The 11697-nt window shown below is 75.3% G+C and carries 9 protein-coding genes and 1 pseudogene; 4 read left to right on the top strand and 6 right to left on the bottom strand.

Translation table 11 applies throughout. The annotated features are described in order from the left end of the window. Nucleotides 1–2: 2 nt before the first annotated feature. From J0670_RS39230 to J0670_RS16030, 3 genes and pseudogenes are all read left to right on the top strand, one after another. A pseudogene (locus J0670_RS39230) lies at nucleotides 3–644 on the top strand (glycosyltransferase family 2 protein); the annotation flags it as partial. A 102-nt stretch (nucleotides 645–746) separates the two neighbouring features. Next, entirely contained in the window at nucleotides 747–1274 is a 528-nt protein-coding gene (locus J0670_RS39225; RefSeq protein WP_243437082.1) for a DUF2064 domain-containing protein, read from the top strand. Then, on the top strand, nucleotides 1271–1945 hold the full coding sequence (locus J0670_RS16030) for a class I SAM-dependent methyltransferase (RefSeq protein ID WP_207812250.1): 675 nt from the start codon (nucleotides 1271–1273) through the stop codon (nucleotides 1943–1945). The genes J0670_RS39225 and J0670_RS16030 overlap by 4 nt, the downstream gene beginning before the upstream one ends. 43 nt (nucleotides 1946–1988) lie before the next feature. On the opposite strand, the gene J0670_RS16025 is transcribed toward J0670_RS16030, so the two are convergent. From J0670_RS16025 to J0670_RS16000, 6 genes are all read right to left on the bottom strand, one after another. Then, a complete protein-coding gene (locus J0670_RS16025; protein WP_207812249.1) occupies nucleotides 1989–3359 on the bottom strand; it encodes a hypothetical protein in 1371 nt (456 codons plus the stop codon). Nucleotides 3360–3462: 103 nt separating this feature from the next. Next, entirely contained in the window at nucleotides 3463–4317 is an 855-nt protein-coding gene (locus J0670_RS16020; protein WP_207812248.1) for an S-methyl-5'-thioadenosine phosphorylase, read from the bottom strand. A 96-nt stretch (nucleotides 4318–4413) separates the two neighbouring features. Beyond that, nucleotides 4414–4896 carry a hypothetical protein gene (locus tag J0670_RS16015; protein WP_307806540.1) on the bottom strand — a complete coding sequence of 161 codons (483 nt, stop codon included), beginning with the start codon at nucleotides 4894–4896 and terminating at the stop codon, nucleotides 4414–4416. Nucleotides 4897–4898: 2 nt separating this feature from the next. Further along, nucleotides 4899–6176: a molybdopterin-dependent oxidoreductase gene (locus J0670_RS16010; protein ID WP_207812247.1), complete on the bottom strand. Its 1278-nt coding sequence runs from the start codon at nucleotides 6174–6176 to the stop codon at nucleotides 4899–4901. Nucleotides 6177–6649: 473 nt separating this feature from the next. Continuing rightward, entirely contained in the window at nucleotides 6650–8086 is a 1437-nt protein-coding gene (locus J0670_RS39920) for an AarF/ABC1/UbiB kinase family protein (RefSeq protein ID WP_207812246.1), read from the bottom strand. Further along, a complete protein-coding gene (locus J0670_RS16000) occupies nucleotides 8083–10455 on the bottom strand; it encodes an anthranilate synthase component I (protein WP_207812245.1) in 2373 nt (790 codons plus the stop codon). Before J0670_RS16000 ends, J0670_RS39920 begins: the two co-directional genes overlap by 4 nt. 436 nt (nucleotides 10456–10891) lie before the next feature. Here J0670_RS16000 and J0670_RS15995 point away from each other — a divergent pair, with 436 nt between their 5' ends. Then, entirely contained in the window at nucleotides 10892–11665 is a 774-nt protein-coding gene (locus J0670_RS15995) for a 4'-phosphopantetheinyl transferase superfamily protein (protein ID WP_207812244.1), read from the top strand. The last annotated feature ends 32 nt before the right edge of the window (nucleotides 11666–11697 follow it).

The raw sequence follows: 11697 nt of genomic DNA, 5'->3' as shown, positions 1-11697 counted from the left end.
CCCTGCCGTGGGTGCTCGGGCGCGTCCCGGACGGCTGGCGCGCGATCGTCGTGGACAACGGTTCGCGCGACGGCTCGGCCGAGCTGGCCAGGTCACTGGGCGCCACCGTCGTCGAGGAGCCCCGGCGCGGATTCGGCGCCGCCTGCCACGCCGGCCTGCTCGCCGCGACGGCCGAACTGGTCTGCTTCATGGACTGTGACGGCTCGCTCGACCCGGCCCAACTGCCCCGTGTCACCGCTCCCTTGGCAGCTGGCAGGGCGGACCTCGTACTGGGCCGCCGCCGCCCCGCGAGTGCCGGGGCCTGGCCGCCGCACGCCCGGCTCGCCAACATCGTGCTCGCTCGCCGCCTGCGCGGCCTCACCGGGGCGCCGCTGCACGACCTGGGGCCGATGAGGGCCGCCGCCCGCGAGCGGCTGCTCGCCCTCGGGCTGGGAGACCGCCGCTCCGGCTACCCACTCGAAATGGTGCTCGCCGCCTCGGCCGCCGGAATGCGGATCGCCGAGACCGAGGTCGACTACCTTCCGCGCGCCGGCCACTCCAAGGTGACCGGGACGCTACGCGGCACCCGGCAGGCCGTGCGCGACATGCGGGCCGTCCTGGCCGCACCGCCGCCCACCCTGCTGGTCATCGCCAAGGCGCCGGTGCCGGGGCGGGTGAAGACGCGCCTCACCCCGCCCTGCAGTCCGGAACAGGCGGCGGCGCTGGCCCGGGCCGCCCTCGCCGACACCCTCGCCGCCCTCGGCCGGATGCCGGCCGGCCGACGGCTGCTCGTCCTCGACGGCGAAGCGGGCCGCTGGCTCCCGCCCGGGTGGGAGGTCGTCCCGCAGTCCGGCGGCGGGCTCGACGAACGGCTCGCGGCGGCCTTCGCCCACGCCGCCCGGCCGGCTCCGGGAACACCCGCCCTGCTGGTCGGGATGGACACCCCGCACCTGGACACGGCCGTCCTCGCCGAGGCGTTCTCCCCCGCGCGCCGCGCCGGCGTGGACGCCTGGTACGGCCCGGCGGCCGACGGCGGCTTCTGGGCCCTCGGTCTGGCCCGGCCCACCGAGCGTCTCGCCCGGCGGCTGCTCCTGGGGGTGCCGATGTCCACGCCCCGCACCGGCGACGCCCTGCTGGACCGCCTCACGGCCGAGGGCCTGACGACCGTCCGCCTCCCGGTGATGACCGACGTGGACACCATCCGGGACGCCCGCCGCGTCGCGGCCGACGCGCCGCACACCGGGTTCGCCGCGCGGCTGCGCGTGATCGACACCGCGTCGGAGCCGGCCGGATGACCGCCCCGGCCACCGCATGGGTCGACGACCCGTTCGCCGAAGCCGTTCGCACCGGACGCGGCCCCCTGTGGCTGCGTCAGGAGGACGGGTCGCGCATCGTGCTCGACGTCGAGCGGTGGTGCGCCCCCGCCGCCGGAGGCGACCACAGCCTGCTGCGGCGCTGTGCGGGCCTGGACGCCCCGGTGGTGGACCTGGGCTGCGGACCCGGCCGACTGGTGGCCGCCCTGCTGGCGCTCGGCGTCCCGGCGCTCGGAGTCGACGTCACCGGTGCCGCCGTGGAACGCACCCGCCACCTCGGGGGCCCCGCACTGTGCCGCTCCGTCTTCGACCGGCTGCCCGCCGAGGGCCGCTGGGGCGGCGCTCTGCTCGCGGACGGCAACCTGGGCATCGGCGGTGACCCTGACCTGCTGCTGCGCCGGGGCGCCGAACTCCTGGCGCCGGACGGCGTCCTGCTGGTCGAGGTCGAGCCGGGGGAGATCGACGAGCGGATCACCGTGCGGGTCGAGGGCTCCGACGGCCGCCTCGGCCCTCCCTTCACCTGGGCCCGGTGCGGCGCCGGGGCGATCACCCGCCGGGCCCGCCGGGCCGGGCTCGCCGAGACCGAACGCTGGACCTCCCACGGACGGCGGTTCCTCGCCCTGCGCAAGACGTCCGCCGCCCCGCACGCGTGACGGTGGCGATCCTCTCCCCCGCCTTCGTGACGGCAACGACCCGTCAGACCCTGGTCGTCCCCGGTTCCTCCGCACCGCACGCCGGCCTCGGCGGTACGGCGCGCAGGAGCCTGCGGACCGCCGGCACCACGAGCACGCAGGCCAGGGCGACCGCGTACGCGCCGCGCTGGGCCTCCGGCCCGCCGACGAGGTAGAGCACCTGCCCGGCCGCCGGAACGGCCAGCCACTCCCAGCGCCCGTCGAGCGCGACCAGGGCCACCACCAACAGGCCGTACCAGGGGTAGCTCGGCGCGATGACCAGCAGCGCCGTCCCGGTCACCACCAGCGCGCCCCGCCACGGGCGGTCGGGATCACCGCGGCGCAGTACCCACAGCGCCACCGCCGCCAGGACCATCGCGGCCGCCCACGGGGCCCACCGGTCGGCGACGACGATCCGCAGCAGGCCGAACCGGTCGAGGTGCCCCTGCTCGTAGCCCTCCTCCCGCAGGTACCCGGGCAGGTACCCCAGGACGCCGGGCCCGGAGGCGGCGACGTAGGGCAGGTAGGTGGCCGCGAACGTGCCGAGGGCCGCCGCGAGCAGCAGCACGTCGCCCTTGGTAGGACGCCGGGCCAGCAGCCCGGACACCGCCCCGGGCACCGCGAGTGCCGGCAGCAGTTTGGTCGCGACCGCCGCGCCGAGCAGGGCGCCGCCGGCACCGGCCCGCCGGCGGGCCGCGAGGCCCAGCCCGGCCACCATGAGGAGGACGCCGAGGGTGTCGACGTGCGCGTCGTTGACCGCCCACACCGTCACCCCCGGGCACCAACCCCACAGTGCCGCACGCCGGTTGCCCCGCCCGACGGCCAACAGGACGCCGGTGGTGGCGACGGCCAGCAGTGCCCCGCCGGCCTGCGCGCCCCGTACCCCGCCGCCGAACGGGTGCACGGCGAGGAACCACGCCTGCGCGACGGGCGGGTAGACGGTGTGCACGGCGGGCCGGTTGATCCGGGTGCAGTCGCCGTCCACGGTCCGCCGCTCGTCCCACGCCGCGCAGCCGTCCCCCACCGGGAACAGGCCCGTATCGCGCAGCCGGGCGAGCTCCGGATCGTCCGGGGCGTGCGCGTAGGGCGAGGTCCCGGCCGCCTGGACGCGCCCGTCCCACACGTACCGGTAGGCGTCGTCGCTGGTGCGCGGTGGCGCCAGCAACCCCACCGCGCAGACGGCGACGCTCCCGGCCAGCACGAGCGGCGCCACGTGACGGTCGCCCACCCCGCGGAGCAGGAGCAGCGCGAGGGCGAAGAGCGCCGCGTCGAGGGCGTACCAGCCGTACAGCCACGCCCGGTCGGCGAGCGTCCCGCCGACGGTCACGGTCAGTGCCAGGGCCGCCGCGAGCGCGGCGAGGGCGAGGAGACAGGGCAGGGGGCGTCGGGTGAGCACGCGCCCACCCTGCCACCGCCGCACTCCGCCACCGGGTACCGGCGGCACCGCCGTTCGGGATCCGTGAGCACCGCCCGGCGGTGGCGCCGCCGCTGCGCGCCGGTCAGGCGCCCGGGACGCCCGGAAGACCGGTCGTGAGACCGTCCAGGGCGTGCGAGCAGACGCACTCCCGGTCGACGGACAGGAGCCCGATCGCCTTGAACAGCACCGTGCGCAGCCGGTCGACGTTGCCCGCGAAGACCTTCAGCACCTCGGCCTGCGTGACGCCGCCACCGGCCTCGACGCCCGCGTCGTGATCGGTCACGAGAGCCAACGACGTGTAGCAGAGCCCGAGTTCACGTGCGAGCGCGGCCTCCGGGTGACCGGTCATGCCGACCACCGACCAGCCGTTGGCGGAGAACCAGCGGGACTCGGCGCGGGTGGAGAAGCGCGGCCCCTCGATCACCACCAGGGTGCCGCCGTCCACCGGCTCCCAGGCGGCCCCGGCGGCGGCGTCCAGGGCCGCCTTCCGCCCGGCCGGGCAGTACGGGTCGGCCATCGACACGTGCACCACCTCGGGCACCGAGCCGTCCGGCAGCGGCAGCCCGTCGTAGAAGGTCTGCACCCGCCCCGAGGTCCGGTCCACGAACTGGTCCGGGACCATCAGCGTGCCCGGCCCGTACTCCGGCCGCAGCCCGCCCACCGCGCACGGCCCGAGCACCTGGCGCACCCCCAGCGAACGCAGCGCCCACAGGTTGGCCCGGTAGTTGATCCGGTGCGGCGGCAGGGCGTGGCCGCGCCCGTGCCGGGGCAGGAAGGCCACCCGGCGTCCGGCCACCTCGCCGAGGAACACCGCGTCGCTGGGCGCGCCGTACGGCGTGCCGACGCGCACCTCGGTCACCTCGTCCAGCAACGCGTACAGCCCCGAGCCGCCGATCACACCGACCTCGGCCCGCGGCACTTCCCGACGCACCGTCATGTGCTCCACCTCTCGATCAGGGAGACCGCCCCGGCCACGGTAGGAACCGGGCTGCCTCGATCCACGAAATCCGGTCTTACGATTCACGAACGCCGCTCAGCGCGACGTGGAACGCCGGGCCCGGCCGGTGCGACGCAGCTTGACGGCGAGGCAGACGGCCGCCGCGGCGAACAGGACTCCGCTGATGGCGAGCCAGCGGCCGAGGTAGACCGTCTCCGAGAGCCCGGTGGCACCCGGGTACGGCTCGGACAGGTCGAGGACCAGCGGGAACCAGACGAGCAGCAGCAACCCGGACAGGAGGGCCGGCACCCGCACGTAGTTGATCCAGTTCACGGCCCGAGCCCGCTCGTGGCGGTGGCGCAGGACGGACTGCGCGGAGAGGTCGGCGAGCGAGTACAGCGGCAGCAGGATCAGGTCGTGGGCGAGGGCCGCGCCGACGAACCAGATCACCACCGCGAGGGCCCGGTCCGACACGAGCCGCTCGACGGCGTAGCCGGCGAGCGCGAACGACGCGAGCAGGACGAGCAGGTGCATCGGCCCCGCGCCGTACCAGCGGGTGAGGCGGGTGAGTCCGGCCACGGTCACCTCCTGAAGGTGAGTCGGCCGACCCACTTGGTGTTGTTCACACCGGGGTTGGCGGGGACGATGATCCTGGCCGGAAAGCCGTGGTCGAGCGACAGGTCGGCTCCGTTGACGCGCAGGGCCAGGAGCGAGCGGGGGTCGTGGATCTGGTTGCCCCGTAGCAGCACGGAGCTGTAGGGGCCCGGTGGTTGCACCGAGTCCACGAGCACGCCGGCGGCGTCGGGCAGGCCGGCCAGGGCCGCGAGATCCGCCAGCCGCAGTCCTCCCCAGAGCTGGTCCGGGGTCGACCAGCCCTCCACGCAGGCGATCGGCAGCCAGGCCGACGACTGTCGCATGGCCAGCAGCTGCGCGCGGGTGAGGATCACCGGATCCGCGCCGCCGAGGAGTTCGAGGCGCCAGTCGGGCCCTACCGCCGCCGGTGGGACGCCCACGGAGGCAGCGGTCTTGTTGATCTGGAAGCCGTTCGGTCCGCTCGCCGGCTCCCGGTTGTGCGGTGCCAGCAGTGCGGTCGCCCGGAGCCCGCCTCCCAGGCTCTGTCCGGCGGTCACCACGAACAGGGCGAGGGAGCCCCCTCCCACCAGCGCGAGCGCGCCGCGCCGGGACGTCGTCGGTGCGGCCGGCGAGACCGCCACCAGGCCCTCGCCGTCGGACGGCTCGGGCCTGGTCGCCGGCAGCCCGGTCCGCAGCTCCCCCGGCAACGACCGCGACCGCAGGGCACGGACCGCGGTTCCCAGTTTGAGGGCGACGTGCACGGCGAAGGCGGCGATGAACACCCACGCGCCGTAGAAGTGCAGCGTGTAGAAGGATCCCGGGAAGACGTAGTGGAGTTGGATGTTGAGGATCCCGGTGACGAACTCGAACACGACCCCGCCGACCAGCATCAGCAGCGACAGCCGCTCAAGGGCGTACGCGGCACTGCGAACGGGCGGCCACACGAAGAGCTTCGGGATCACCGACCACAGCTTGGCCAGCACCACCGGCACCAGGGTCACGCCGAGCGTCACGTGCACACCCTGGGTGAGCCGGTACAGCCAGGACGGATCAGTGGGCCAGTCGAAGAGGTAGAAGCCCAGCAGGCCCTTGTCCGGGGTCTGGTCGTTGGGCCGGCCGAGGCCGGGGTTGTAGGCGGCGTAGGACAGCGCTCCGGTCACGAAGAGCACCGGCATGCCGACGAGCAGCACGAGCCCGAACACCGAGGTGAGCCAGGGCCCCCGGATCGGGCTGCGCCAGAACCCCGGACGGAACGGCCCGGGTGGGGCAGGCACCCGCCCCAGCATTCCGGCGACGGCCGCACCGGCCCCGGCGCAGGTCCGTCCGACGGTCCGGGCCGCGCTTCGCAGCTTCCTGGCGCCGGCCCGCACCGCCTTGGTGCCCCGCCCCCGAGACGGATCCGCCCCGGGCGATCCGTTCCCACGTCGGCCCGTGACCACTCGCCACCTCCAGCTCCGTAACCGTCCAGGCACGGGCGATCTCACCGTTCACCCGCGACGCGCAGGGAACGGGAACCGCCCGTGGCCGAGGCCGTCGACACGGGAACCGCTCGATCGGAGCCCCGCCGGACAGCCAACCAGCAGTACGGGGGCACCACGACGAGGCCGGACACGATCGTCGCCGGTACCACCCGTACGGAGGCGCCCCCGGCGGGGCCACCGCCGGGGGCTACCCGGCCAAGACCGCCTCGGGCACGAGGATCGAGCAGGCGGCGTCCGCCCCGCACCGGAGGTTGGCGCGAGGGAGGCAGGCCGTCCCGTCAAGTACGCCCCGCCGGCAGGGCGTTGGGCGGCACGAAGCCCGGGAGCCAACGGGCGGCCTCCGCGCGGTAGGGGACCTCGCACTCCAGTTGGCACAGCACCGCGCTGCCCGCCGAGACCACCCGGTTGACCAGGACGTAGGCGGGCGGGAGGTTGAGGCGGCGGAGGAGGCGGCGGGTGTCGGGGGCGGCGGTCTGTTCGAACTGTTCGCGCAGCCAGGCTCGGGTGAAGCGGTAGGTGGGGGTGGCGGAGGGCACGGCGAGCGGGGCGAGGAAGGCCGACACGGCGGCCAGGTCGGCGGGGTCCTCGCCGGTCAGGAAGCCTTCCGCGCGCAGGAGGCGGACCGCCGCGGCGTCGTCGCCCGCGTGGGCGTGGCGCTGAAGGGTGCCGAGCAGCCGCGGGAAGCCGTCGGGCATGTCCTTGACCGCGCCGAAGTCGAGGACGCCGAGCCGCCCGTCCGTCAGGACGCGGAAGTTGCCCGGGTGCGGGTCGGCGTGCAGCCGCCGGGCGCGGGCGGGGCCGGAGAGCAGGAAGCGGATGTAGCGCAGGCCGGCCGCGTTCCGCTCGTCCTGGGTGCCGTCGGTGATCAGCCGGGCCAGCGGGGTGCCCGGCAGCCAGTCGGTGACCAGGACCTTCGCCGTTCCGGTCACGACGTCGGGGACGTGAATGTCCGGGTCGTCGCGGTAGGCCTCGGCGAAGGCCCGCTGACTGGCCGCCTCCCGCCGGTAGTCGAGTTCCTCGGTGATGCGGTCGCGCAGTTCGGCGAGCATCGGGCCGAGCTCCAGAGCGGGCGAGAAGACCGAGAGCAGCCTGATCAGGCGCGAGAGTCGAGCGTAGTCGCCGAGCAGCGCCTCACGGGCGCCGGGATACTGGATCTTGACCGCGACGGGCCGGCCGTCCCGCCAGACGGCACGGTGCACCTGGCCGATGGACGCGGCGGCCGCCGGCTGCTCGTCGAACTCGCGGAACGAGCTCCGCCAGTCGGCGCCGAGCTCGGCGGCCAGCACCCGGCGGACGACAACGGCGGGCAGGGCCGGGGCCGCGTCCTGGAGCCGGGTCAGCGCGGCCCGGTAGGGGGCGACGAGTTCCGGCGGCAGGGCCGCCTCGAAGACCGAGAGCAGCTGCCCGAACTTCATCGCGCCGCCCTTCAACTCGCCGAGTGTGGCGAATAGTTGCTCGGCGGTTCGGCGCTGGATCTGCTCCGTCAGCCCGGCGGTCGGCCGGCCGACCAGGCGCTTGCCGGTGCGCAGCGCGGAGCGGCCCAGGTAGCCGGCGGGCAGAGCCAGGAGCCGGGCGGTGCGGTGGGCCGAGCCGGTCGGCAGCCGGTCCGCGAGACTGCGCGGCAGCGGGACCGGGAGCTGCCCCGACCGCCGCGGCGGCGTGCCGTCGCCCGCGCGCGGGTCGTCGTCCTCGGGTGTGGGGTCGTGGAAGGTCATCGGACCGCCTCCTTCTGCGGGATCTCGGTGGCGGCGGCGGACGTCCGGCGCGGGACCGGGGTACCGGGCAGGAGTCCCGCCACCGCGTTGCGGATGACGGCGAGTCCGCAGCCGCCCTGCTGGGTCATGATCGACTCCGGGTGGAACTGCACGGCCGCGATCGGCAGTTCGCGGTGTTCGACGGCCATGACCACGCCGTCCTCGGTGCGCGCGGTCACCGCCAGCGCCGTCGGCAGGCTCTCGGTGTCGGCGAACAGCGAGTGGTAGCGGCCCACGTCGAAGGCCGGCGGCAGCCCGGCGAGCAGTCGGCCGCCGCCGTTCACCAGCTCGATCCGGGACGGCTTGCCGTGCACCGGGGCGGGCAGGGTGCCGAGCGAACCGCCGAAGTGCTCGACGATCCCCTGTAGTCCGAGGCAGACCCCGAACACCGGCAGGCCGCGGGCGACGGCCCGGCCCAGCAGCTCGTCCATGTCGAAGTCGACCGGGCGGCCGGGGCCGGGCGAGAGCACCAGCAGGTCGGGGCGCACTTCGTCGAGCAGCCTCGGCGGGAAGCCGGCGCGGTGGGTGGACACCTCCCCGCCCGCCTGGCGGAGGTAGTCGGCGAGGCTGTGGACGAAGGAGTCCTGGTGGTCGACGAGCAGGACGCGCGGGCGGCGGCCGCCCCCGGGTGCGATCGCCGAAGAACGCGGGGCGCCGGCCGACGGCTCCCGGCCGTCACCATCCGCCGAACCGACGCCCGCCGACCCGACGCCCGCCGAACCGACGTCCGCCGGGTCGACGTACTCCACCGAGTCGAGCAGCGCCATCGCCTTGAGCTCGGTCTCCCGCTCCTCCGCCTCGGGCACGGAGTCGTACAGCAGGGTCGCCCCGGCCCGGACGGTCGCCACTCCGTCCCGGATCTGGACGGTCCGCAGGGTGAGCGCCGTCTCCAGGCCGCCGTCGAAGCCGATCCGTCCCACCGCACCGCCGTACCAGCGCCGCGGCGCCCGCTCGTGCCGCTCGATGAACGCCATGGCGGCACGTTTGGGGGCGCCGGTCACGGTGACCGCCCACAGGTGGGTGAGGAAGGCGTCCAGGGCGTCCCGGTCGGCGCGCAGCCGGCCGCGAACGTGGTCCACGGTGTGGATCAGGGTGGCGTAGAGCTCGACGGTCCGGCGGCTGAGGACCTGGACACTGCCCGGCTCGCAGACCCGCGCCTTGTCGTTGCGGTCCACGTCCGTGCACATCGTCAGTTCGGACTCCTCCTTCGCCGAATCCAGCAGTTCGCGGATCCGCGCGGCATCCTCCAGGGCGTCCCGGCCCCGGGCGACGGTACCGCTGATCGGGCAGGACTCCACCGTCGCCGAGCCCACCGGGTCGTCCGCACCGTCGACGCCCTCCGCGCCCGCCGGACGGACCCGGACGAACATCTCCGGGGAGGCCCCGACCAGGAACTCGGCCTCGCCGAGGTTGGCCAGCAGCCCGTACGGCGCCGGGTTGAGTCGCCGCAGCCGCCGGAACACCGCGGAGGGCGCGGCCGGCAGCGGCCGGTGGAACGCCTGGCTGGGCACCACCTCGAAGAGCTCTCCGGCCCGGAAGCGGTGCCGGGCCGCGCGAACGAGCTCGGCGTACTCGCCGGGTGCGTGGTCGCGCGCGGTGGTCGGCGCCGCCCCCGGCACGGCCCGCGCGGCGGGGGTACCGCGGGACAGGCCCCGGGTGTCCGCGTCGCCGGTGGCGAACTCGTAGCGGTGCACCCGGGCGACACCGCGCTCCGGGTCGATCTCCAGCAGTTCGTCGGGCAGGTGCAGCACCAGGTCGCGGTCGCGCGGATCGCGCGGCTGGTGTTCGGGGACCGCGTCGAACTGCCGCACCAGGTCGTAGCCGAACGCTCCGTAGAGGCCGAGCAGGTGGTCCTGCGGGCTGCGCAGTGCCGCGACCAGGGCGCGCAGCACGGTGAACACCGAGGGCAGTCGGGTGCGTTCCTCCTCCGACCACGGCCCGGCCGGCGGCTCCGGAACGATCAGCGCCAGCAGCGCCGGCTCGTCCGCCGTCACTTCGACCCCGTCCGGCGAGGCCGCCAGGACGACCGACCGCAGCACCGGAAGCAGCACCAGCCCACGGTCGTTGAGGGCCCGAAGCTCCAACCGCCGCCCACGACCGACCAGTTCGACCGGGGGATCCGCATAGCCGAGGTCGTGCACCCGGTAGCGGCCGGGCTGCGGGCAACGGCCGGACAGCAGCAGCCCGCGGCGATGGTCGAGCCTGGACTCCAAAGCGGCCAGGGCGCGGTCCGGCGCCACCTCCTCCACCGTGCGGGTGACCTCGATCCCGCTCGGGGTCACCCACCGCAGGAGCGGGACGGGCGGTCTGATCGGGACGACTGTGGTCATGGCATGCCTCACAAGTGACGTCGATACGGGTCCTGGGCCTCCGACCGGGTCAACGCGTGCGGGACCGTCGGGCCGGACGGGTGTGTCCTTCCGGAAGAGGCGCCCGACGGGCGAGGCAATCCCACGCACCGCCGGGCGGTTTCGCGGGCCACCGGGCGGTGTTCCGTCGGCCGTTCGCGCCCGGCGGCGGGATTGCATCGCGGTCCGGCCGGCCTCTTTCGCTCCCGAAGGCGGTACGAGGGCCGCCCACAGCGAAAGGCGGTGTCCGATGCCCGTACCGATCCGGACCAGGACCGTTCCGACCCGCGGCCGCTCCCGACCGGCACGGGCCGTCCACGTACTGAGGGCCCTGGCGACCGGCCGGTCCGGGCCGGCCGAGGACGGGCTGGAGTTCCGTGTCGCGTCCGTCACCGAGGATCCGGGCCGACCACCTTACGTGGAGAGACGCACGGCGGCCGCGATGGCGCCGCACCGCGCGGCCGAGTTCCTGGCCGGCCGACGGGCGCTGCGCTCGGCGCTGGCCGGGGCGGGCGTCGTCGTCCCGGGCCTGTCCGGGACGGGCGGGCCGCCCCGGCTGCCGGACCGGTACGTCGGCTCGATCAGCCACTCCGCCGGGCTGGCGGTCGCCGTCGCGGCGCACCGCGACCGGTACCGCGCGGTCGGCGTGGACCTGGAGCTGAACGGCCTGCCGCCGTCCGCCGCCCATCTGGTGCTGAACCGCGAGGACCGCGAGTGGCTGGGCACCGACCGTCCCGGTGCGGACGCCCGGCGGCTGCTGGCCGCGTTCTCGGCCAAAGAGTCCGCGTACAAGGCGATCGACGTCCTGCTCCGGGAACGGACGGGCGGACACCGCGCCGGGCCCGCCCTGCCCGGCCTGCGCTCGCTGCGGCTCCACCCGCACGCGCGCGGGTTCCTCGTCCAACCGGACGGCTGCCTCGCCCCGGTCGCCACGGTCCGGGTGCGCGCGGTCCCCGGCGGCGTGCTCACGTGGGCGGTCGTGTCCGAGCGCAGCGCCGAACCGCCGGTGTTCGACGACCCCTTCGACGTGGACGAGGAGCCGTTCGGCTGGGGCCTGTTCGACGGATCCGCGCCGATCCCCGTCGCGACGGCTCCGCTCGCCCCGACCCGTTCCGCCCCGACCCGTTCCGCCGCGGCCCGCCTCGACCCGGCCCTTTCCGAACGCACCCGACGACCCGAGGAGGTCAGGTAATGCCCATCGCGATCGAAGAACGTTCCGCCCGC

It is taken from the genome of Streptomyces sp. FH025 (assembly GCF_017427025.1).
In the GTDB taxonomy this organism is placed as follows: domain Bacteria; phylum Actinomycetota; class Actinomycetes; order Streptomycetales; family Streptomycetaceae; genus Kitasatospora.
The sequence above is the reverse complement of the archived record's forward strand: the minus strand, read 5'-3'. Positions and strand labels throughout refer to the sequence as shown.

What these genes read in the sequence shown, in the direction of transcription:
- J0670_RS39920 (WP_207812246.1), bottom strand. Translation starts at nt 8,086, where the DNA reads ATGACCTTCCACGACCCCACACCCGAGGACGACGACCCGCGCGCGGGC.
- J0670_RS39225 (WP_243437082.1), top strand. Translation starts at nt 747, where the DNA reads ATGCCGGCCGGCCGACGGCTGCTCGTCCTCGACGGCGAAGCGGGCCGC.
- J0670_RS16020 (WP_207812248.1), bottom strand. Translation starts at nt 4,317, where the DNA reads ATGACGGTGCGTCGGGAAGTGCCGCGGGCCGAGGTCGGTGTGATCGGC.
- J0670_RS16030 (WP_207812250.1), top strand. Translation starts at nt 1,271, where the DNA reads ATGACCGCCCCGGCCACCGCATGGGTCGACGACCCGTTCGCCGAAGCC.
- J0670_RS16000 (WP_207812245.1), bottom strand. Translation starts at nt 10,455, where the DNA reads ATGACCACAGTCGTCCCGATCAGACCGCCCGTCCCGCTCCTGCGGTGG.
- J0670_RS16010 (WP_207812247.1), bottom strand. Translation starts at nt 6,176, where the DNA reads ATGCTGGGGCGGGTGCCTGCCCCACCCGGGCCGTTCCGTCCGGGGTTC.